Source organism: Cryobacterium serini, assembly GCF_004404025.1.
Lineage (GTDB): Bacteria > Actinomycetota > Actinomycetes > Actinomycetales > Microbacteriaceae > Cryobacterium > Cryobacterium serini.
The window spans coordinates 421,223-442,819 of record NZ_SOHN01000016.1 but is presented as its reverse complement, the minus strand read 5'-3'; the positions used below and the strand labels follow the sequence as shown (position 1 = coordinate 442,819).

Below are 21,597 nucleotides of genomic sequence, written 5' to 3'. Positions count from 1 at the left end.
TAGGGCTGCCTTCGGGTTGTCTGGTCTCAACGATAGCTATTTGCAGAGTAGTGCGACGGCTTCGACGTGGTGGGTATTGGGAAATAGGTCGAAAGCACGCAGCTTCTTCAGGTCATAACCCTGCTTTTGAAACAGCGCCACGTCACGGGCCAGAGCCACGGGATCACAGGCCACATAGACGATTTGTTGCGGTGCGAGGGCGACCAGCTGGTCAACGACGGCCTTGCCGGCGCCGGAGCGCGGCGGGTCGAGCACCACCGTCGCGGCGGTGAGACGGGCCCGTTCGGCGGCATCTGCTTCGCGCAGCAGTCGCTGCAGAAAACGGTCGACACGGTCGGCTTCGGCAGTCGCGCCGGCCCATTCCTTGAGGTTGCGAGCGGCGAAAGCGACCGCTTCAGGGTCGCTCTCCACCGAGGTGATGCGGGTCGTCGGACCGAATTCATCGCCGACGGCCGCGGCGAGCAGACCGACGCCGCCGTACAGGTCGAGGTTGGACGCGCGCGGGTCGAAAATGCTCGGATCGATGATGTCCTGCACCGCGTGGTACAGGGTGTCGGCGGCCATCGAGTGCACCTGCCAGAAGCCCGAGCGGTCCAGCTCGAACTCACGGTCGGCGACGATCTCGTGAATCAGACCGTGCGGCACCCGCTTGGGCTTGCCATTGATATCTTTGGCCGAGACGAGCACCTGCACGTCGCCCTTGCTCGGCGCAACCAGGTCGATTTTCGCCGCGTTGTGAAACAGGGTGTCGAGCGGGGCGCGAAGTTCGAGCTCGTGCTCGGCGAGCGGCAGGTCATCGACCGGAATGACCCGGTGGCTGCGGGCTGCGTACGGACCGATGGTTCCGTCGGCTGCCACGTGCAGGCTCACCCTGGTGCGCCATCCGGTGCCGTCCATCGCGTCGCCGGGGCTGGCTTTCGCACTGACTGCAACCGGCTCGACGACAACGTCAGTATCGAGGCCAGCCATGCGCTGCAACGCATCGGCGAGCACCTGGCGCTTGAGTTCGCGTTGAAAACCGAGCTCGATGTGGCCGAATTCGGCGCCGCCGGCGCGGTCTTCGGGGGCGCGATCAACGGATGCCGCACTCCAGATGTGCGGCTGACGTTCAGGGGCTTCGTCGAGCACGGTGACCGTTTCGGCGCGCCAGAAGCTCTTATGGTTGGCCTCGGTGAGGCGGGCGCGCACCCGTTCACCGGGGAGGGTGTCGCTGACGAAAATCACGCGACCCTCGTGGCGGGCGATGAAGATTCCGCCGTGGGCGACGTTCGTGATGTTCAGTTCAAGCTCGTCGCCGACGCTCGCCGAGGATGTCGGCTCAAAGGCCTGGGGCTGGTGACTCGTGTTGCTCATCTAATGATGATCCCACACGCCCTCGCCGGCTGCCCCTTCCGGCCTGCTTGAATGGATGCTCACCCTCTCGTTGATAGGACCGCATGCGCCTCTACCTGGCTTCCACGTCTCCGGCTCGCCTCGCCCTGTTGCGCGCGGCCGGCATCGAACCCGTCCTGATCAACCCCGACGTCGATGAGGCTCGGGTCGTCGCCGAGACCGAGGCTGCGGTGGGCTCGGCTCTGGAGCCGCGGGTACTCGTGGAACTACTGGCGCGCGCGAAAGCGGAAACGGCGGTATCCGCTTCGCTGAAGGAACCGCTCACCGGGCTGCTGCTGGGCGGCGACTCCGTGTTCGTGCTGGACGGTGTCATCTACGGCAAGCCGCACACCGCGCAGGCCGCGCGAGAACGTTGGGAGCGCCAACGCGGGCGAACGGGAACGCTGTATTCAGGACACTGGCTGATCGAGGTCGCCGACGGCGTCCCTGGCCGGGCGATCGGCGCGGTCGCTGAGGCCGAGGTGACCTTTGCCGACGATCTCGACGATGCCGAACTCGCTGCCTATATCGCCACCGGGGAGCCTTTGTTCGTGGCAGGCGCGTTCACCATCGACAGCCTTGGCGCTCCCTTTATAACGAGCATCGTCGGTGATCCGTCGACCGTAGTGGGGCTGTCGCTTCCCACGCTGCGACGGCTGGTGCGCGCTCTGGGGCACGAGTGGCCGACCCTGTGGAATCGCCCCGGAGCGCTGTAATTGTAGGCATCCACAAGAATCTGCCGGGTCTTTTTGTGGGACAGAACCAAAAGGGATGTGACGGCGGGCAATAGGCTAAGTGATTGTGTCACTCATAACGAAGGTCCTCATCGCCAACCGAGGCGAGATCGCCGTTCGGGTCATCCGTGCCGCGAAAGACAGTGGAATTCTCTCTGTCGCCGTCTACGCCGACCAGGATCGCGACTCCCTGCACGCCCGCCTGGCCGATGAGGCGTACGGTCTCGACGGCACCACCAGCGCGGAAACGTACCTGGTCATCGACAAGATTCTCTCGATCGCCAGGCGAAGCGGCGCCGACGCCGTGCACCCCGGCTATGGCTTTCTGGCCGAGAACGCCGACTTTGCCCGCGCTGTGATCGGCGCCGGCCTGACCTGGATCGGGCCGTCGCCCGAAGCCATCGAGCAGCTCGGCGACAAGGTCTCGGCCCGCAAAATTGCCGAAAAGGTCAACGCCCCCATGGCGCCCGGCACGCTCAATCCCTGCAGCGACGCCGCCGAGGTGCTCGCCTTCGTTGACGTGCACGGCCTGCCCGTAGCGATCAAAGCCGCCTTCGGTGGTGGCGGACGCGGCCTCAAGGTGGCCCGCACCCGCGACGAGGTCGCCGAAATGTTTGATTCGGCCACGCGGGAGGCCATCACAGCTTTCGGTCGCGGCGAATGCTTTGTCGAGAAGTACCTCGATTCCCCCCGCCACGTCGAGACCCAGTGCCTCGCTGACATGCACGGCAACGTCGTCGTCGTGTCGACCCGCGACTGCTCACTGCAACGCCGGCACCAGAAACTCGTCGAAGAAGCGCCAGCGCCGTTTCTCACCGACGCGCAGCGCGACGAAATGTACCGCGCCTCCAAAGCCATACTCAAGGAGGTCGGCTACCTCGGCGCCGGCACCTGCGAGTTTCTCATCGGCCAGGACGGAACGGTGTCGTTCCTCGAGGTCAACACACGACTGCAGGTTGAACACACGGTCTCCGAAGAGGTCACCGGCATTGACCTGGTGCGTGAGCAGTTTCGCCTGGCCGAGGGTGGCGAGCTCACCTATGGTGACCCCGTCGCATCCGCTCACTCGTTTGAGTTTCGTATCAACGGAGAGGATGCCGGCCGCGGCTTTCTGCCAGCGCCCGGCCCGGTCCACGTGTTCAAACCTGCTGGCGGTCCCGGCGTGCGCGTCGACACCGGCGTGCAGTCTGGTGACGTGATCAGCGGATCATTCGACTCACTCCTGGCCAAGCTCATTGTGACCGGCGCGACCCGCGAAGAAGCCCTCGACCGTTCGCGCCGGGCCCTCGACGAGTTCGAAGTGGCCGGACTGCCCACCGTGCTGCCCTTTCACCGCAAGGTTGTGCGTGATCCTGCCTTCGCGCCGACCGACGGCAAACCATTCACCGTCTTCACCCGCTGGATCGAGACCGAGTTCGACAACGACATCGAACCGTGGAGCGGCAGCATGGAAGACGCCGTCGGCCAGCAGAAACGCCACAGCATCGTTGTTGAGGTAGAAGGGCGGCGCATCGAGGTCACCCTACCCACCCGGCTGTTACCCGGCGGCGCAAGCGCCCGCTCGGTCGGCCCGGCCCCGAAGCGTCGCGGCGGCCTGCACTCCGTCGACACCGCCACCGGAGACGCCGTCAAGGCGCCGATGCAGGCGACCATCATCAAGCTGCTCGTCGCCGAAGGCGACCACGTCGTCAAGGGCGACCTGCTGCTCGTCCTCGAGGCCATGAAGATGGAGCAACCCCTCACCGCCCACCGCGACGGCATCGTGGGCAGCGTCGCCGCTGTCGTCGGCGAAACGGTCTCCTCCGGGTCGGTTCTGCTGACCGTCTCAGACGCCGCCTAGCTTTCGCACCGGCTGCTCGTTTCTCGGGGTGGGCCGTGGACACCGGGTCATCCGCTCCTCGCTCAACCATTGCGATGGTGCGGGGCCCGGCGCGAAAAGCGTGCGCAGAACCCCGCGACAACGCAAAACTCACAACCCCGCCTACGAAAGCACACGGCCCTTCTCGAAAACTAACCGATGAAATCCAGAGCTAGAGGACGACGTGCATGGCGCGCGCGGCATCCGTTAAGGAGCCGGTGAGCGAGGGATAGACGGGGAAGGTGCGGGCTACCTCGTCGACGGTGAGTCGGTGTTCGACGGCGAGGGCGAGCGGAAAGATGAGTTCGCTGGCCTTGGGCGCCACGATGACGCCGCCGATGACCGTGCCGCTGCCGGTGCGGGCGAACAGCTTCACGAAGCCATCCTTGATTCCCATCATCTTGGCCCGTGGGTTTTGCGAGAGCGGCAGCTTGTAAATCTCGCCCTGGGCGAGTCCGTCTTCGATCTGTTTCTGGGTGTAGCCGACGGTGGCAATTTCGGGCTGGGTGAAGATGTTTGCGGCCACGTTGCGAATCTCGATCGGGTTGACGGTATCCCCCATGGCGTGGAACACCGCGGTGCGGCCCATCATCGACGCAACGGATGCCAGCGGAATCTCGGTCGTGCAGTCGCCGGCCGCGTAGATGTTCGGAATCGAGGTGCGTGCCACCCGGTTGACCTGGATATGTCCGGAGTCGGTAACCTGCACGCCGGCCTGCTCGAGGCCAATGTTAGCGGTGTTTGGAATGGAGCCGACGGCTATAAGGCAGTGGCTGCCCTCGACCGTGCGTCCGTCTTCGAGCACCGCTACGACGCCGGTCTTGGTGCGCTCGACCGAGGAGGCCCTCGACTTGGAGAGCACGATCATGCCGTTGCGCTTGAAGACGTTCTCGATAACGTTGGCAGCGTCAGCGTCTTCACCGGGCAAAACCTGATCCCGGCTGGAGATGAGAGTGACTTTCGCGCCGAGGGCGCGGTAGGCCGAGGCAAACTCGGCGCCGGTGACGCCGGAGCCGACCACGATGAGGTGTTCGGGAATGGCCTTGAGGTTGTAGAGCTGGGTCCAGGTGAGGATGCGCTCACCGTCTGGCAGCGCTGATGACAGCACGCGCGGGCTGGCGCCCACGGAGACGACGAGGGTGTCGGCGTCGATGCGATCGAAGTCGGTGGCGGTCGAGTCGCCGGAGGTGGCGACGATGATGCCGGTGGTGCCATCGAGGCGGCCGTGGCCCTGCACGTAGCGCACACCGGCGCGTATAAGAGTAGCCTTCATGTCTTCGGACTGCTGGCGGGCAAGGGCGAGCAGTCGTTTGTTCACGGCGGCCAGGTTGATAGCCACCTCGGGGCGCAGGGGCTTACCGGTTTCACCGCGCACGAAGAACTGCACGCCGAGGTCGGTCGCCTCGCCGATCGAGTTCGAGGCCTCGGCCGTGGCAATGAGGGACTTGGAGGGAACAACATCCGTTATGACGGCGGAACCGCCGACACCGACGCTTTCGATGAGGGTGACATCGGCACCCTGCTGTGCTCCGGCGATGGCCGCTTCGTATCCGCCGGGCCCACCGCCTAATACTGCAATGCGCTGCTTGCGTTCGAACTCATAGGCCATGTACTCCATTCTCTCAAGGCGCGCAGTCCCCGCCAAACCGGTTCATCGCCCGCGCGGCCGCTTGTCGCCCAAAAACAGCTAAATCGAGCCGAATGGCCATCTTGGTGCCCGTTCAGCGCGCCGATGAGCAGAATTCGCTCAGAATCTCCGTGCCCACGGCGGGGGTTCTAGAGTAGTGAAATGTTCACGAACGAGATCAACCCGTTAGACCTGCCCGAAACAGATCCGTTTGAGGCAGCACGGTCGGCCGCCGCGGAGATCGCCGGCATCACGGGTGTTCCCCGGCACGACATCGCTCTAACGCTCGGCAGCGGCTGGGCCAGGGCCGCCGATCTGATCGGCGAGACCACCCACACCGTGGCCGCCGCCGACATCACCGGGTTCAGCGCCCCCGCCCTCGCCGGCCATGCCGGCACCCTGCGCTCCATCCTGCTTCCCGGCGGCAAGCGCGCGCTCGTGATCGGCGCGCGCACGCACTACTACGAGGGCCACGGCGTACGCCGGGTCGTCCACAGCGTACGCACGGCGGCGGCGACCGGAGCAACGACGATGATCCTGACCAACGGGGCCGGCGGAATCCGTGAATCATGGACGCCGGGCACCCCGGTGCTCATCAGCGACCACATCAACCTCACCGGTGATTCTCCGGTCGAGGGCGCGAACTTCGTCGACTTGACCGACCTGTACTCGACTCGGCTGCGCGATCTTGCGCGCAGCATCGACCCAACGCTCGACGAGGGCGTGTACTGCCAGTTTCGCGGGCCCCATTACGAGACACCCGCCGAAGTACAGATGGCCAAGGTGATCGGCGGCCAGATGGTGGGGATGTCGACCGCGCTCGAGGCCATCGCGGCCCGGCAAGCCGGAATGGAAGTGCTTGGCTTCTCCCTCATCACCAACCTCGCCGCCGGCATTCAGAAGACCCCGCTCAGCCATAGCGAAGTCATCGAGGCCGGCGCACTGGCCGAACCGGTGATCAGCGCCCTGCTCGCTCGGATCGTAGCCGCGCTGTGACCGGCCCCGACACGGCTCATCCCGATAACAACGACGAGCGGCCGACCGAGCGCACGGGCGGTCGCCATTCCGGCCCACCCGCAAATCCCGCGCCGCAGGTCCCGCCGCCAGCCACCCCGGATGCCGCGCCCGCCCCCGACGCAGACACGGCGGACGAGATTCACACTCCGACCCGCGCCCTGCCGATCATGCACACCCCGGGCGACGCCTCCGAACCCACTGTCGCCATTTCGACGATCACGAACACCAGCGACGATGCCGGCTTCGAACCGACCGTTGCCATTTCGACGATCACGTCCGACGGCCCGTCAAGCGAGGACGTCGACGATCTCGCGACTGCGCCCGTCGTACACGAGAAACCGGAAACTTCGACCGATCGCACCACGGCTTTGCTGCAGGCAGCTCGGGCCTGGCTGAATCAGGATCCCGACCCGGAAACGCAGGCGCAACTTCGCGTTTTGATCAACGCCGTCGACGACGGCGATACCGCGGCCCTGTCCAATCTGCACTCGCGGTTCGACACCCGGCTCGCATTCGGCACGGCCGGGCTGCGCGGCGAGATCTCCGCCGGGCCGAACCGCATGAACCGCGTGCTGGTCTCGCAGGCTGCGGCGGGCCTTGCGACCTACCTGCGCCGGCATGCTGCCGCCGGCGTCACACCGTCGGTGGTGATCGGCTACGACGGACGCAAGAACTCACAGGTCTTCGCGACCGACACGGCGGCGATCATGGCGGGAGCCGGGGTGCGCGCCATCCTCTTGCCGCGTCTGCTCCCGACACCCGTGCTTGCCTTCGCGGTCCGGCACCTGGACGCGAGCTGCGGCGTGATGGTCACTGCCTCGCATAATCCTCCAAACGACAACGGCTACAAGGTGTACCTGGGCGGCGCGAACCATGGCGCGCAGATCGTCTCCCCCGACGACAAGGCCATCTCGACCGAGATTCTGCGCGTTGCTGCCGACGAACACGTTCTGCACCTGCCGCGCGGCAGCTATGAAACCGCCGAGGAAGACGTCGTGCACGCCTACATCGCGGCGACGGCTGGCATCGCCCACACGCCCCGCGCGCAGGTGAACGCGGTGTACACGGCGATGCACGGCGTGGGTTGGGACACCACCCGTCGGGTGTTGGAGAAGGCCGGATTCGACCTGCCGACCCTCGTCGACGCGCAGATCGCGCCGGACGCTGCTTTTCCGACCGTCGCTTTTCCGAATCCGGAAGAACCCGGGGCGCTGGACCTGGCCTACGAGAGCGCCCGCGAGGTGGGCGCTGAGCTCATCATCGCCAACGATCCGGATGCCGACCGCCTCGCCGTGGCCATTCCGGACCTGTCCAGTGCGAGTGGGTACCGCCGACTCAGCGGCAACGAGGTCGGCGCGATTCTCGGCTGGCGGGCGGCCGCCATGGCTCCGGCGAGCGATCCCGACGCTCTACCCCCCGTCGAGGCCGGCACCCTGGCCTGCTCGATCGTGTCGTCGCCGGCGCTGCATGCCGTCGCGGATGCCTACGGCCTGCGCTTCACAGAAACCCTCACCGGCTTCAAATGGGTGTCCCGAGTGCCCAACCTGGTTTACGGGTTCGAAGAGGCGCTCGGCTATCTGGTCAACCCGGGTACCGTGCGCGATAAGGATGGCATCTCGGCCGCAGTGGCGCTGCTCTCGCTGGTGAGCGACCTCAAGTCGGAGGGAACGACCCTCGCCGGCTATCTCGACCTGTTCAGCGAGAAGTTCGGACACTTCGCCTCCGGGCAGATCTCCGTGCGGGTTTCTGAACTCTCGACGATCGCCCTGGTAATGACGCGCCTGAGGGAATCCCCGCCCACCCACGTCGGACGCATTCGCGTCGACGAAATCGATGACTTTCGGTGGGGGCTCGGCGAACTGCCGCCGAGCGATGTGTTGCGCATCCGCTTGACCGACGGATCACGCGTGATGGTGCGCCCGAGCGGTACCGAGCCGAAGCTCAAGGTGTACATCGACACTCGTTGCACGGTCGGCACACTGGTGGAGCGTCGTTCCGCCGCGCAGGCCGCCCTCGACGAGCTCGACCGGGGCATGCGCACACTGATCGCCTAGGTTTGCTGGCCGTCCGGCTAGGTGCTGCCCGTCCCCTTCGCCGAGTCGTGAGTTTCGTTTGCCGAGCCGTGAGTTTACGGTCATTTTTCGGGAAAAAAGCGTCAAGACTCACGGCTCGGCAACTGCGAAGACCGCAAACTCACGGGTCGAGCGGATGCCGCGGCTCGGCTAGCTCTCGCGAGTGGGCGCATCCACTCGCAGAGTTGGAGCTGATCGCGCTGGCGAGGCATCAGGTTGAGTCGCTGACGGGGTTCAGTCGACCACAGGGGCACAACCGCTCGCTTGGGCCCACCCTTCAACCATGGGCCCCGGTTATAAACCGGGCCCACGGACGGGGCCCGGGCCCCGTCCCCGCCCGCGGCAGCGGCAGCGGTGGAGCTGGCCCTGGCGCAGCTAGCCGAGCAGGGAGACCGCCCGGGCAATGACCAGGGCCAGCAGTACGAAGCCTCCGAACGATTCGAGCGCCATGAGGCCCTTAGCGCGCAGCGAGAGCGGCATCGCATCGGTCGGGCTGAACGCCATGGAGTTGGACAGCGAAAAGTACAGGTAGTCGAAGTACGACGCAACCCAGCCGATGCGCAGCGATGAGCGGGCCGCGACCTCCTCAATGGCGTCGTGGTCTTCGTCTTGCGGAAAGCGAAAGTCGGCCGGGGGAAAGTCCGCGCGGTCGGCGTGCCGCCTTGAGACCGGGCCGCCGCGGTCGAGTTCCCAGTAGACCAGGGCGAACGCGATGACGTTGGTCACCCACACTTGCAGGGCAGCGAGCAGCAGGGTTGGGCCGTCATTTTTGCCGCCCGAGGTGAGCTGAATCACGAGCTGCACGAGCGCGACCTCGTTGGCCACGACCAGCAGGAACGCTTGGCCGGTGGCGATAGATCTCGACCAGCGGGTCTCGCGGTGCAACCGGTGCGGGTTTAGAGCGATGAGGGGGATCAGCATGGCGAGTCCGACGGCGACGACCGTGTAGCGCAGGCCGGGCAGAAACGTACTCGGCAGCGTGGCGTACAGCGTGAGCGCAATGAGCAGCCCGAGTACGGCCGGCCAGCGATGTTCGGCCCTCGCGCCCTGCTTCACGCTGTCGCTCATGCCGCCGAGCATAGGCCCGTTGTGCTCGGGTCGGCGCCGCGCAGGTGGGTGACCACTCGCACTTCGGAAGGTGTGGCATCTGTTTGGCCGGCCCAGCTGAGGAACGTGGGCCCAGGCCGCGGGCGGGCTCGGAACCCAGGCCGCGGGCAGGGTCGGAACTTAGATCGCGGGCGGGCTAGGACCCCAGCGCGATGTCGAGCTTGACTACCAGTTCGTCGACATCGAAGTAGTTGTTGATGACGATGACGTCGGCGTTGGTTTTACCGATCGCGTTGACAAGCTCAGACGACGTCAGAATGACCTGGGCGTCGGCCGCGGCGGCGCGCACGCCGGCGACATCCGTAGCCTGCACACTCGCATCGATGTCGAGGCGTTGGAGCGCGCGCTCGGCATTGACTTTGAGAATGGCCGAGGTGCCGAGGCCTATACCGCACATCACGACGATCTTCATGAGGCAGTCCTTTCGAACACGCTCTGCACGAACTCGGCGGTGGTCGCGCCGGCGAGGGCCGGAATCACCGTCGGATCGTTGAACACGTTGGCGAGCTCGGCGACGAAGTGCAGGTGGTCGTCGGCACCGGTAACGGCCAGGCCGACGATCACGCTGACCGGGTCATTGTGAGGGTGCCCGAAGGTGACCGGCTCGGCGAGGGTGACGACGCAGAGTCCGTCGGTGAGAACATCCGCTCCCGGGCGGGCATGCGCGAGCGCCAGGCCGGGCGCGATCACGATGTAGGCGCCGAATTCGCGTATCACCTCGATCATGCGCTCGGTATAAGCGGATGTGGCGGCGCCGGAACGCACGAGGGCGTCACCGGCCGCCGTGATGGCGGCCGGCCAGTCGTCGGCGTGCGCGCCGATCGTGATGGCGTCGAGCGGGAGGTGCGGCAGTGGCATGATTTCTTTCGGTTCTGCGGGGTGGTGCGTGGTGCGCTGGCGCTCTGGGCCGGCCGACGTCAGGCGTCGCCGAAGCCGGCTTCGATGGCCTCGACCAGCTCTTCGCGGTCTTCGAGCGGCAGGAACGCCGCGTGGGCTGCGTTGAGCTGGAAGATCTCCAGGTCGTCGAGGTCGTAGCCGAAGGCGTCGGAGAGCAGGGCGAGCTCCTGGCTCAGGGTGGTGTCGCTCATCAGGCGGTTGTCGGTGTTGACGGTGACCTTGAAGCCAAGCTGGTAGAGCAGATCGAACGGGTGGTCGAAGAGTTCCTCACCCCAGGCGGCGACCGCTCCGGTCTGCAGGTTCGACGAGGGGCTCAGTTCGAGCGTGATCTCGCGGTCGCGCACCCACTGGGCCACTGGGCCGAGGGTGACGAAGGTGTTGTCGTCGTCCTGGCGTTCGATGGTGACGTCTTCGGCGAGTCGCACGCCGTGGCCGAGGCGCAACGCTCGGCCATCGAACAGTGCGCCGCGAATGCTGTCGAGGCCGTCGGCCTCGCCTGCGTGCACGGTGACCGGCATGAATTCGCGAGCCAGCAAATCGAAGGCTGCGCGGTGGTTGCCGGCCGGGAAGCCGGCTTCCGCGCCGGCGATGTCGAAGCCGACGACGCCGTCGAAGCGATAGCGCACGGCGAGTTCGGCGATTTCGAGGCCGCGGTTTGCGTGGCGCATGGCGGTGATGAGCTGGCCGATGCGGATGCTGCGGCCCGACTCTTCGACGTTCTCAATGCCGGCTTCGATGCCGTCCTGCACGGCTTCGACGACCTCGTTGAGGGTGAGGCCGCGGGCCAGGTGCTGCTCGGGAGCCCAGCGAATCTCACCGTAGATGACGCCGTCGTCGGCGAGATCCTCGACAAATTCGCGGGCGACCCGACTGAGGCCCTCGCGGGTCTGCATGACAGCGGTCGTAACGTCGAAGGTTTTGAGATATTCCACGAGCGAACCCGCATTGGACTGGTCGGAGAACCATTCACCGAGCGCTTCGGCATCCGTTGTGGGAAGCACGAATCCGATCGAGTCGGCCAGTTCGATGATGGACTGCGGGCGCAAGCCGCCGTCGAGGTGGTCGTGCAGCGAAACCTTGGGCAGGGTGTTGATGCTCGTGCCGCCGCCGGGCATGAGGAATTCCTCGATCACAGTCATACGAACAAGCTCCTCGATACGGGGGCGGCTGTGAACTACAACCGCGCGCCCAGCTTATCGGAGCGGCTCTGGGCGGACCATGAGAAATGCGGCCAGCGGATGCCGCCCCTCCGTCAAGCCCGGCCCCGTAACCACGAGTGGCACGCGTGGATCTACCCTGAACTGTGCCCACCAAAATCATTCTCGACTGCGACCCCGGCCACGACGACGCGATCGCGCTGTTGCTCGCCCACGGCAACCCGAACATCGACCTTGTCGCCGTGACCACCGTGGTGGGCAACCAGACCCTCGCCAAGGTCACCCGCAAAGCCCTCTCCGTCGCCCGGGTAGCCGGCATCACCGGGGTTCCGTTCGCAGCAGGATGCCCGCGACCGCTGGTGCGGCAGATCGAGACGGCGCCGTCGATCCACGGCGAAACGGGCCTCGACGGCCCGGTGCTGCCCGAACCGACGCTCCAGCTCGATGGTCGGCACGCGGTCGACCTCATCATCGACACGATCATGGCGCACGAGCCGGGTGAGATCACGCTCGTGCCGACCGGCGCCCTGACCAATATCGCCCTCGCCGTCCGCAAGGAGCCGCGCATCGTCGAGCGGGTCAGGCAGGTCGTGCTGATGGGCGGCGGCTATCACGTGGGCAACTGGTCAGCCACGGCGGAGTTCAACATCGTCATCGATCCCGAAGCCGCCCATATCGTCTTCAACGAGAAGTGGCCCCTGACCATGATCGGCCTGGATCTGACCCACCAGGCCCTCGCCACCCCCGACATCGCCCGGCGCATCGCAGCCGTCGGCACCGCCCCCGCCCGGTTCGTCGGCGAGCTGCTCACGTTCTTCGCCAAAACCTATAAGGATGCCCAGGGTTTCGACTATCCGCCGGTGCACGACCCGTGCGCGGTCGCCTATGTGATCGATCCGAGCGTGATCACCGTGCGCAAGGCTCCCCTCGATGTGGAGCTGGCCGGCACCCTCACCCTCGGCATGACCGTCGCCGACTTTCGCGCGCCGGCCCCGGCAGACTGCAGTACGCAGGTGGCCGTCGACCTCGACCACGAGAAGTTCTGGGCGCTCATCGTCGATGCCCTCGAGCGCATCGGTGACCCGCCGCAGCACTAGGCCGCCTGACCGCGCAGCCGTGAATCCGCCGCAGGCCCCCGGCCGTCGCGTGACTTCCACCCTCCAAACGGGGTTGGATGGAGCTCTACGACAAACGGGAGACCCATGACCACGCGCGCCAAACACCTCCCCGACATCCAGGTTCCCGACCTGCACGGCAAGCTTGCCGTCGTCACCGGCGCCAACAGCGGCCTCGGATTCGGCCTCACCGGCCGCCTCGCCCGCGCGGGCGCCGAGGTCATCCTTGCCGTGCGCAACGAAGACAAGGGTGCCGCAGCCGTGAGACGCATTCGTGAGCAGGCCCCGGAGGCGAGCGCCAACATCCGTCATCTCGATCTGGCCTCGCTGTCGAGCATCGCCGGATTCGGTGAGGAGCTCACGAAGGAAGGGCGCCCGATCGATATTCTGCTCAACAACGCCGGCCTCATGATGCCGCCGGTGCGCGACGAGACCGAAGACGGCTTCGAGCTGCAATTCGGCACCAACCACCTCGGCCATTTCGCGCTCACCGCCCACCTGCTGCCGCTGCTGCGCGCCGCCACAACGAGCCGGGTCGTGAGCCTCTCAAGCCTGATCGCCCGCACCGGACGCCTCGATTTCGACGACCTGCAGGGCTTGCGCTACCGGCCGCACCGCGCTTACGCGCTCTCCAAGCTCGCCACGCTCATGTTCGCGCGCGAACTCAACCGGCGCAGCGTCGTCGGCGGCTGGGGCCTGCGCAGCATCGCCGCTCACCCGGGCGCAACCGTCACCAACCTGCAGATCACCGGCCCCACCCACAAGGGAGCTTCGGCCCGGGTCTTCCTCGCCGTCAACGAGGCCAGCCACCACATCGGCTGGATCTGGCAGCAGATCGACCAGGGCATCCTGCCGGCGCTCTACGCGGCGACGAGCCCGGCAGCGGCCGGCGGCGGCTACTACGGGCCCGGTGGATTCGGCGAACTCACCGGCGCCCCCGCTCCCGCCAGGCTGCCCCCGCGCTCGCTCGACGAAGCTGATGCCCGCCGTCTCTGGTCGCTGTCCGAGGAACTCACCGGCGCCACCTTCCCAGCCGTGTAGTTCAGCTGTCGATGACTTTCACGAGCACCCGGGCCAGACGCTTCCGAATGATGTGGTCGTTGGCCTCGACGCGGTGCATGGTGACGTGCCGCATCCGCTCGATAACGGTCATGCTGCCGTGCGCGATGAACGCGTCAAACGCTCCGTAGATCACGTCGACCGGCACCGTGAGGCTCGCGATGTCGCTCACCACTGTCTGCGATTCGATACAGTGCTCCATCGATTTGATGAAGGGTGTCCAGGTCTTCTCGGTGAGTTCGAAGATGCCCTTGGGCAGCAGGCGCGACATGATCGCGGCGTTGGCCAGCGTGAATTCCTTGTTGGCGCGCAGAAAATCATAGGCGCGCAGGTACGCACTGACCCGGGCCTTGACCCGCGGATCGCCGATGTCACGCGGCGAGACGTAGACCGGCGGCCCCACGAGCACCATGCGCGACACCGAGCCGCGACCGGTTAGACGCCGCCGGAATGTCGCGACACGGCCGTGTCGCTCCATCGCCGCGTAGCGCGTACTGATCAGGCTGCCGAGCGAGTGGCCGACGAGTACGAACGGCTCGCGTAGCTTCAACGAGCGGATGGTCGCGGCCAGGGCCCCGACGTGATCCTCCAGCCGGTACTCACACCCCTCCGGTGCGGGGGATTGCCCGAACCCCAGGATGTCGACGGCGATCACCCGGTGATTCGGGGTTAACAGCGGGATCACCTCGTAGAACGTGACCGAGGACGACGCGATGCCGTGCACGAGGATCACGACCGGGCCGGTCCCGGCATCCGTTGCCACGTGCAACAGCGGCGGGCGACGCCGACGCGTCCTGCGCATCCGCTTCGCCCACCAAGTCATGCGCTAATTATCGTTGCGCAGGGTGGCCTTGAAGTCGTTCTTGGCCGCGGTGGCATTGCGCTCGGCTTCGGCGTGCTTGACCTCACCCTCAGCCTTCTTCACCTTGGCGTCGGCCTTCGCCTCGTCGGCCTTGTCTTCGATGCGGTCCTTGGCGTCATCCACCGCGCGGCCGATCTTCTTGCCCGTGGCGTCGAGTGCATCCTTGGCGTCGTCTACGAATCCCATGTCGTCCTCCTGGTCATTACGAGTCGAGCTGTTCCGCCGACCCCATGACCTTACTTCGGGGAGGCAGGCATCGAGTCCCAATTGTAATCCGACTCCCAGACTGCCTCCAGCGCGCGACGCCGACACGCTCGTACAGTGAAGCATGAGACGAACCTGGGGTGTGATCGCGGTGCTCATGACGGCCGCAATGTTGGCGGGGTGCACGGCGAACAGCGGTTCTGTGAGCACCGATTCGTCCGGCAGCGTGTCGGGCGGGGTCGTCCCGGCCGAGGACGCCCGCGACATCACCGGAACCACGAGCGATCTGAACACCGCCAATCGCGACGTCATCACCACCGGGTCTCTCTCGATCACCGCGACCGACCCGGTCAAAGCGAGCGAATCGGCCGTAACCATCACCGAACAGGCCGGCGGCCGGATCGACAGCCGCAGCGAAAACCCGGCGACCGATATCCAGCCGGCGAGCGCGAACCTGACCCTGCGCATCCCGTCCGACGAACTCGACCGCACGCTGACCGAGCTGAAGAAGCTCGGCCGGCTCAACTTCGTCTCACTCACCGCAAAGGACGTCACCCAGCAGAGCCAGGACCTCGACGCCCGTATCACCGCCCTGACCACCTCGGTCGACCGGCTCCTCGCGCTGATGGTCTCCGCCACCACCACGACAGACCTGATCAGCATCGAAAGCGCCCTGTCGAGCCGGCAGGGTGAGCTGGAAAGCCTGCAGTCCCAGCGCGACTTCCTCGCTGACCAGATCGACTACTCGACCGTGCAACTGGAGCTGGTTGCGGAGGGCACCGTCGCCGCGGGCGGGCCCGATACTTTCTGGACCGGCGTCATCGCCGGTTGGACTGCCCTCGTCACAGCCCTCGGCGGCCTGTTAATCGGCCTTGGAGTGGCCCTGCCGTGGCTCATCGTGCTAGCGATTTTCACAGCAATTGTGTTGCTTATCGTGCGGTTGTTCGCACGCCGGCGCAAGCCTGCATAGGCTTGTCTATGTGACCGAGTTTCTCCCTGTTCTCGCCCTGCCCGAAACGCCTCCGGCAGTGCCCGTTTCCGTGCCCTCAAGCGACCCAAATGAGCCGCTGCTTTCCGACCAAATCCTGGCCGGCATCCGCTCGCGGGCTGCCGGTTATGACCAGGCCAACACGTTTTTTACCGACGACCTCGAGGACCTCGTCGCCGCCGGCTATCTGCGTGCCCTCGTGCCGACCCGGTTCGGCGGACTCGGCCGCACCCTGGCGCAGACCGCGCGCGAGCAGACCCGGCTCGCCGCACACGCCCCGGCCACCGCTCTCGGGGTGAACATGCACCTGATCTGGACGGGAGTAGCTGCGAGCCTCTACGCCCAGGGCGATCACTCGCTCGATTTTCTGCTCGAGGAGGCCGGCCGCGGCGAAATCTTCGCCTTCGGCGTGAGCGAACCCGGCAACGACCTCGTTCTGTTCGGCTCGACAACGGATGCCCTCCCCCAGGCAGATGGCGGCTATCGGTTCACCGGCACCAAGGTTTTCACCTCACTCTCCCCGGTCTGGACCCGGCTCGGCACCCTGGGCCTTGATTCTTCAGCCTCGGACGACCCTCGGATCGTCTGGGCGTTTATCGATCGAGCGGATGCCGGCATCCGCTCAAAAGACGACTGGAATACCCTCGGCATGCGCGCCAGCCAAAGCCAGAGCACCGTGCTGGAGGGTGCCCTGGCCCGCCCTGACCGGGTCGTGCGCAAGCTGCCGGTCGGCCCGAACGGCGACCCGCTCGTCGCCGGCATTTTCGCTAACTTTGAGATTCTGCTCAGTGCGGTGTACACCGGTATCGGCCAGCGCGCGCTTGAACTCGCAGTTGCTGGCGCGCAGCGACGTACATCGCGGAGGAACGACGGGCGCACACACGCGCAGGATCCGGTGGCACGCTGGCGGGTGGGCGACCTCGTCATTGCGATGGACGGCATCTACCCGCAGATCGACGCCCTCGCTCGCGCGGTCGACGAGCAAACCTGGCAGGTCGGTCCGGCCTGGTTCGCCCAGCTGTCCGGGCTCAAGTATCGGGCCACCCAGAACGCCAAGTTTGTCGTCGATACCGCCGTGCAGGTCGCGGGCGGCTCCGCCTTCAACGCAAGCTCCGAACTCGCGCGGCTCTACCGCGACGTGCTCGCGGGCTTCTTCCACCCCTCCGACGCGGACTCCGCGCACGCGACCGCCGCAGCATCCGCCCTCGGCCCAATCGATCCGGGACCCCTCGATGTGCGCACCTCATGAGTTTTAGCAAAACCACCGCCATCTCGCTCGACCACGCCGGCTACACCCGGGCAGTGCTCGACCTCACCATGCGTCTGGCCGAGGTCATCTTCACCGCCGGTGCCGGTGCCGAAGATGCGACCGCCGCCATGATCGCGCTCACCAGGGCCTACGGGCTCAAGGGTACTGACGCCAATATCACGCACACGACCATCACGCTCACGCAGGAAGATGCGTTGACGCACGAGTCGATCATTCGCAGCCGCAACGTCAAGTACCGCACGCTCGACTACTCCAAGCTCACCGCCACGTCGGAACTGATCGCGGACATCATCGAGAAGCCGATCGAACTGGCCGAGGCGCGGAAGATTCTCGCGACCATCGTCAGCTCCAAGCCGCAGGTGCCCAAGCAGTGGCGGCGCATCGGCTGGAGCCTGGTCGGCGCGGGCGCCGCCGTGCTCATCGGCGCCGGACCCACCGTGATCATCGCCGCGTTCGTGGCCACCTGGATCATCGACTGGATCACCTCGGTGCTGGACCACCGCCAGGTCCCGCTGTTCTATCAGACCGTCGTCGGCGGCGCGATCGGCCCGATCGTCGCCGCGATCGTCGGGCTCATCGACCCCACAGCGAACCCCTCGCTCGTGGTCGTCGCGACCATCATCATGCTCCTCGCCGGCGTGACCACGTTCGGCGCCGTGCATGACACACTGTCGGGGTTCTACCTCACCGGCACCGCCCGAATGGTGGAGGCCCTGCTCATCACGGCTGGTCTGGTCACCGGGGTGTCCGGCTCCGCGCTCTTCCTGGCCCGGTTCGGGCTGCTGCTCGAAATCGATTCAAACCCGATCGTGACGCTCGGCGTTCTGCCGGTGCTGCTCGTGGCAGCGATCGTGATCGTGATCGGGTTTGCGCTGGCCGTGCAGGTGCCGTGGCGCGCGGTCTGGGTGGTCTGCGTGCTCGGTGCCCTCGCCGAATTTCTGTTCGTCGCGGCCCTGGCCGCGGGGTTTGGAATGGTCTGGGCCTCGGCGGCGAGCGCTCTCGGCGTCGGGCTGCTGGCCGCCGTCACCGCCCGCTTCGTGCGCACCCCGCCGCTGGTCATCATGGTGACGGCTCTGGTGCCGCTGGTGCCTGGACTCACCCTGTTTCGCGGGCTGCTCATGCTGTCAGAAGGCGACATCAACGGGCTGCTGTCCCTGCTCACTGCCGCGGGTATCGCCATGGCCTTGGCGGCCGGCGCCCTACTGTCGCAGTACATCGTGCAAATCGTGTGGGGCCCGGCCCGCCGGCTGCAGCGCCGCTTCGTCGGGCCGCTCATGGCCCTGCCGGTGCGGCTCGGCCGGGACTCCACCAAGCGCATCTAGCGCGCTGCGGCATCCGCTTTCAGAGCGGATGCCGCGACGCCACCGATCAGTTGGGAACGTCGGCCTCGCCGTAGGCTTCGGCGACGTCTTCCTCGACGAAGCGATATGGGATGGGCTCATCGGTCTCACGTCCGCGCTTGTAGGTGCGCGTGATCGTTTCGGTATCTTCGACCGCCTCGAGCACGATCACGTCCTGGTATTCACCGTCGATGTATTCCAGCTCCACCTCGGTTCCGGCGGCGATCGGGTTGGGTCCAAAGAGTACTGCCCGGTAGGTGGCGCTATGGCTCATGACGGTGACCTTTCAACGAGATAAGGGTTCAGTAGAGCGTCAGCATACGACACACCGGCAGTGGGTGCACAGGTCTCCTGCCCAGTTGACCGGTCCGAAGGCGACGGTCGGCGGCCAGAGATGACGTTTGCGGCAAATCCGCGTATTCTCAAGTTGACGGGGCCCCACGGCTCGGCGCGAAGGAGTACACAATGGCTGATAAATCACCGAAAAAGGATGCGACCAAGAAGGTTGCCGACAAGTCCCTCAAGGAAAAGAGGGCCGACAAGAAGGCGAAGTCTGAAGAGACCGCTTCTCGGGCCCGCAAGAGCTAGGTTCCAACCAGCGTACGGGGTGCCGCCACGATCGTGGTGGCACCCTCTTTCTTTTTCATCAGCATCCGCTCAAGAAGGAACAGTCATGACCCTGCCTACCGAAGACACCCGCGTACTGTACCCGAGCGGCGCCGTCGACACGCAGGCGACCGTGGTGCATTCCGAGCCGCTGGGCGACGGACGCTTTGCCGTGCTGCTCGACGCGACCTGCGTGCATCCGGTCGATGCGGGCTGGCCCGACCAGGGTCCCGATCTGGCCCTGCTGCACCACGGCGCGGCCTTCTGGCCGGTCGACGACTGCATCGTGGGAGCCACCGACGGATCGGCACTCTACATCGGCGCCGACATTCCGGTGGCTAAGGGAACGCCCGGCTGGGCCTTCGTCGTGGTACACGTGGTCGACGCGGCCGGATTGAACACCGGCGACACCGTCACCGTTGAGGTCGACGAGGGCCTGCGCGATTCCACGAGCGCCGGACACACCAGCTGCCACCTGGCCTCCCTCGCCCTCAACGCCGCCCTCGCTGACCGCTGGAAGAAGGAAGTGCGCCCCGATGCGCTCGGCACCCCCGACTTCGACGGGCTCGCCATCGACGAATCCCTCATCGGTCAGAACGCTTCCGTCGACACGTACCGGCTTGGCAAGTCGCTGCGCAAGAAGGGATTCTCGATTGACGGCCTCAATGAAGCGCTTGCCTCGATCGAAGCGACCGTCAACGCGACCCTCGCCGGGTGGATCAAAACGGATGCCGCGGTACGCATCGACCGCGACGGCGATCTGTTGACCGATCGCCGCTATTGGGTTTGCGAGCTGCCCGGCGCGAGCGTGCGCATCCCGTGCGGCGGAACCCACGTCACCTCGTTCGGCACGCTCGGCGAAGTGACCGTGACGCTCACCCTGCATGATTTGGATGGCACCGACGTGCTCACCATGAACACCTCTGCCACGCGCTAGCTTCGCGCATTGGGGGCAATCTGCGGGGCTATTCGCGCCTCAGAAGCAGCACTATGCACGGTGTTAGGGCGAGAGATTGCGCAATTCCTCTCATTGGCGCACAATTCAGGGGTACCAGGTCAGAGAGGACCCGCCATGAGCACCGTCATTGACAGCCCGCAAATCGGCAGCACCGCAGCGGATGCGGCCAACCCCGAGTTCTTCACCGGTTCCACGACCGACTTCTTCTCTTACGAAGACCTGCTCACACCCGAGGAGCGCCAGCTCGTGGCCCAGGCCCGCGCGGTGTTCGAACGCGACGTGCGCCCGGTCGTAGCGGAGCACTGGAACAACGCGACCTTCCCGTTCGAAATCGTCCCCGCGCTAACGGCCTTGAACCTGGTTGAACTCTGCGCGCGCGGCAACAATTTTCTGCTGCACGGGTTCATGACCCTTGAACTTTCACGAGTGGATGCCTCGATTTCCACGTTCGTCGGGGTGCACAGCGGCTTGTTCGCAGCGGCCATCGCCCAGTTAGGCACCGATGACCAGCGCGAACGGTACCTGGACGACGCCATCTCCCTGCGCAAGATCGGTGCATTCGCGCTCACCGAACCGGAGCACGGCTCCGACGTTTCCCGCAATATGGAAACGACCGCGACCCGCTCCGGCGACTCGTGGACGCTGAACGGCGTCAAACGCTGGATCGGCAGCGGAACCTTCGCCGCCAACGTCCTGGTCTGGGCGCGGGACACCGCCGACGACCAGATCAAGGGTTTCATCGTCAGCGCGGCCCTGGACGGGTTCACGGCCGAAAAGATCGAGAACAAGATCGCGTTGCGCATCGTGCAGAACGCCACGATCACCCTGGAGAACGTCGTGGTCGCTGAACGTGACCGCCTGCCCGGAGCCACCAGCTTTCGCGACACCAACCGACTGCTCACCAATTCCCGAGTCTGGGTCGGCTGGCAGACCGTGGGGCTGCAGTTCGCTGCCTACGACTGTGCTTTACGCTATGCCCTCGACCGCCAGCAGTTCGGCAAGCCGATCGCTTCGTTCCAGCTGGTGCAGGAAAAGCTCGTGCGCATGCTGGAAAACGCGACGACCTCCCTCGGTACGATGGTGCGCATCGCCCAGCTGCAACAGACTGGCACGCTGCGGCCCGAGCACGCGGCCATGGCCAAGGCCTCCGCCAGCACCCGCATGCGGGAATCCGTGGCGCTTGGTCGCTCGGTGCTCGGCGGCAACGGTATCTCCACCTCCTGGGGCATGGCCCGCATCTTCGCCGACGCCGAGGCGCTCTACACCTACGAGGGTAGCTACGAAATCAATACCCTCGTCGTCGGCCGTGCCATCACGGGCATCTCCGCGTTCCAGTAGCGTTGGTCGTCCGCCAT

The 21,597-nt window shown here is 65.8% G+C and carries 21 protein-coding genes; 12 read left to right on the top strand and 9 right to left on the bottom strand.

Annotated elements, in window-relative coordinates; all coding sequences use genetic code 11:
- Nucleotides 1-36 precede the first annotated feature (36 nt).
- Complete coding sequence (locus E3T51_RS14060) at nucleotides 37-1,353, bottom strand: class I SAM-dependent RNA methyltransferase (protein ID WP_134530355.1); 1,317 nt, start codon at nucleotides 1,351-1,353, stop codon at nucleotides 37-39.
- Nucleotides 1,354-1,436: 83 nt separating this feature from the next.
- Here E3T51_RS14060 and E3T51_RS14055 point away from each other — a divergent pair, with 83 nt between their 5' ends.
- Nucleotides 1,437-2,087 (top strand): Maf family protein, encoded by a 651-nt coding sequence (locus tag E3T51_RS14055; RefSeq protein WP_134530354.1) that lies wholly within the window; start codon nucleotides 1,437-1,439, stop codon nucleotides 2,085-2,087.
- Nucleotides 2,088-2,172: 85 nt separating this feature from the next.
- Entirely contained in the window at nucleotides 2,173-3,945 is a 1,773-nt protein-coding gene (locus tag E3T51_RS14050; RefSeq protein ID WP_134530353.1) for an acetyl/propionyl/methylcrotonyl-CoA carboxylase subunit alpha, read from the top strand.
- A 190-nt stretch (nucleotides 3,946-4,135) separates the two neighbouring features.
- Here E3T51_RS14050 and E3T51_RS14045 read toward each other — a convergent pair whose 3' ends face one another.
- Nucleotides 4,136-5,572: an NAD(P)H-quinone dehydrogenase gene (locus E3T51_RS14045; protein ID WP_104192115.1), complete on the bottom strand. Its 1,437-nt coding sequence runs from the start codon at nucleotides 5,570-5,572 to the stop codon at nucleotides 4,136-4,138.
- Between the two features lie 180 nt (nucleotides 5,573-5,752).
- On the opposite strand from E3T51_RS14045, the gene E3T51_RS14040 reads away from it, so the two are divergent.
- Together E3T51_RS14040 and E3T51_RS14035 are read left to right on the top strand one after the other, a co-directional pair.
- Entirely contained in the window at nucleotides 5,753-6,586 is an 834-nt protein-coding gene (locus E3T51_RS14040; RefSeq protein WP_134530352.1) for a purine-nucleoside phosphorylase, read from the top strand.
- Nucleotides 6,583-8,661: a phospho-sugar mutase gene (locus E3T51_RS14035; RefSeq protein WP_241989334.1), complete on the top strand. Its 2,079-nt coding sequence runs from the start codon at nucleotides 6,583-6,585 to the stop codon at nucleotides 8,659-8,661. The genes E3T51_RS14040 and E3T51_RS14035 overlap by 4 nt, the downstream gene beginning before the upstream one ends.
- A gap of 393 nt (nucleotides 8,662-9,054) precedes the next feature.
- Here E3T51_RS14035 and E3T51_RS14030 read toward each other — a convergent pair whose 3' ends face one another.
- The 4 genes from E3T51_RS14030 to E3T51_RS14015 all read right to left on the bottom strand — a co-directional run bounded on the left by E3T51_RS14030 (nucleotide 9,055) and on the right by E3T51_RS14015 (nucleotide 11,822).
- Entirely contained in the window at nucleotides 9,055-9,747 is a 693-nt protein-coding gene (locus E3T51_RS14030; protein WP_134530351.1) for a DUF1345 domain-containing protein, read from the bottom strand.
- 175 nt (nucleotides 9,748-9,922) lie between these two features.
- Nucleotides 9,923-10,198: a PTS sugar transporter subunit IIB gene (locus E3T51_RS14025; RefSeq protein ID WP_104192112.1), complete on the bottom strand. Its 276-nt coding sequence runs from the start codon at nucleotides 10,196-10,198 to the stop codon at nucleotides 9,923-9,925.
- Entirely contained in the window at nucleotides 10,195-10,644 is a 450-nt protein-coding gene (locus tag E3T51_RS14020) for a PTS sugar transporter subunit IIA (protein WP_134530350.1), read from the bottom strand. Before E3T51_RS14020 ends, E3T51_RS14025 begins: the two co-directional genes overlap by 4 nt.
- Before the next feature lie 59 nt (nucleotides 10,645-10,703).
- Entirely contained in the window at nucleotides 10,704-11,822 is a 1,119-nt protein-coding gene (locus E3T51_RS14015; protein WP_134530349.1) for an adenosine deaminase, read from the bottom strand.
- A gap of 164 nt (nucleotides 11,823-11,986) precedes the next feature.
- Here E3T51_RS14015 and uriH point away from each other — a divergent pair, with 164 nt between their 5' ends.
- Entirely contained in the window at nucleotides 11,987-12,937 is a 951-nt protein-coding gene (gene uriH / locus E3T51_RS14010; RefSeq protein WP_134530348.1) for a uridine-preferring nucleoside hydrolase UriH, read from the top strand.
- Between the two features lie 105 nt (nucleotides 12,938-13,042).
- Nucleotides 13,043-13,996, top strand: a complete 954-nt coding sequence (locus E3T51_RS14005) for an SDR family oxidoreductase (protein ID WP_134530347.1) — start codon at nucleotides 13,043-13,045, stop codon at nucleotides 13,994-13,996.
- Nucleotide 13,997: 1 nt separating this feature from the next.
- On the opposite strand, the gene E3T51_RS14000 is transcribed toward E3T51_RS14005, so the two are convergent.
- Complete coding sequence (locus E3T51_RS14000) at nucleotides 13,998-14,837, bottom strand: alpha/beta fold hydrolase (protein ID WP_134530346.1); 840 nt, start codon at nucleotides 14,835-14,837, stop codon at nucleotides 13,998-14,000.
- A 3-nt stretch (nucleotides 14,838-14,840) separates the two neighbouring features.
- Entirely contained in the window at nucleotides 14,841-15,062 is a 222-nt protein-coding gene (locus tag E3T51_RS13995; RefSeq protein ID WP_134530345.1) for a hypothetical protein, read from the bottom strand.
- 142 nt (nucleotides 15,063-15,204) lie between these two features.
- On the opposite strand from E3T51_RS13995, the gene E3T51_RS13990 reads away from it, so the two are divergent.
- From E3T51_RS13990 to E3T51_RS13980, 3 genes are all read left to right on the top strand, one after another.
- Nucleotides 15,205-16,050, top strand: a complete 846-nt coding sequence (locus tag E3T51_RS13990) for a DUF4349 domain-containing protein (protein ID WP_134530344.1) — start codon at nucleotides 15,205-15,207, stop codon at nucleotides 16,048-16,050.
- 70 nt (nucleotides 16,051-16,120) lie between these two features.
- Nucleotides 16,121-17,317, top strand: coding sequence for an acyl-CoA dehydrogenase family protein (locus E3T51_RS13985; protein WP_420898444.1), 1,197 nt, complete (start codon nucleotides 16,121-16,123; stop codon nucleotides 17,315-17,317).
- On the top strand, nucleotides 17,314-18,660 hold the full coding sequence (locus E3T51_RS13980; RefSeq protein WP_134530343.1) for a threonine/serine exporter family protein: 1,347 nt from the start codon (nucleotides 17,314-17,316) through the stop codon (nucleotides 18,658-18,660). The genes E3T51_RS13985 and E3T51_RS13980 overlap by 4 nt, the downstream gene beginning before the upstream one ends.
- A 46-nt stretch (nucleotides 18,661-18,706) precedes the next feature.
- Here E3T51_RS13980 and E3T51_RS13975 read toward each other — a convergent pair whose 3' ends face one another.
- Complete coding sequence (locus E3T51_RS13975) at nucleotides 18,707-18,952, bottom strand: hypothetical protein (RefSeq protein ID WP_134530342.1); 246 nt, start codon at nucleotides 18,950-18,952, stop codon at nucleotides 18,707-18,709.
- A gap of 191 nt (nucleotides 18,953-19,143) precedes the next feature.
- On the opposite strand from E3T51_RS13975, the gene E3T51_RS17350 reads away from it, so the two are divergent.
- The 3 genes from E3T51_RS17350 to E3T51_RS13965 all read left to right on the top strand — a co-directional run bounded on the left by E3T51_RS17350 (nucleotide 19,144) and on the right by E3T51_RS13965 (nucleotide 21,580).
- Entirely contained in the window at nucleotides 19,144-19,266 is a 123-nt protein-coding gene (locus E3T51_RS17350; protein ID WP_255408738.1) for a hypothetical protein, read from the top strand.
- Between the two features lie 85 nt (nucleotides 19,267-19,351).
- A complete protein-coding gene (locus E3T51_RS13970; protein WP_134530341.1) occupies nucleotides 19,352-20,221 on the top strand; it encodes a metal-dependent hydrolase in 870 nt (289 codons plus the stop codon).
- Between the two features lie 135 nt (nucleotides 20,222-20,356).
- The gene (locus E3T51_RS13965; RefSeq protein ID WP_134530340.1) at nucleotides 20,357-21,580 is read left to right on the top strand and encodes an acyl-CoA dehydrogenase family protein; all 1,224 of its coding nucleotides are present in this window, start codon (nucleotides 20,357-20,359) and stop codon (nucleotides 21,578-21,580) included.
- The last annotated feature ends 17 nt before the right edge of the window (nucleotides 21,581-21,597 follow it).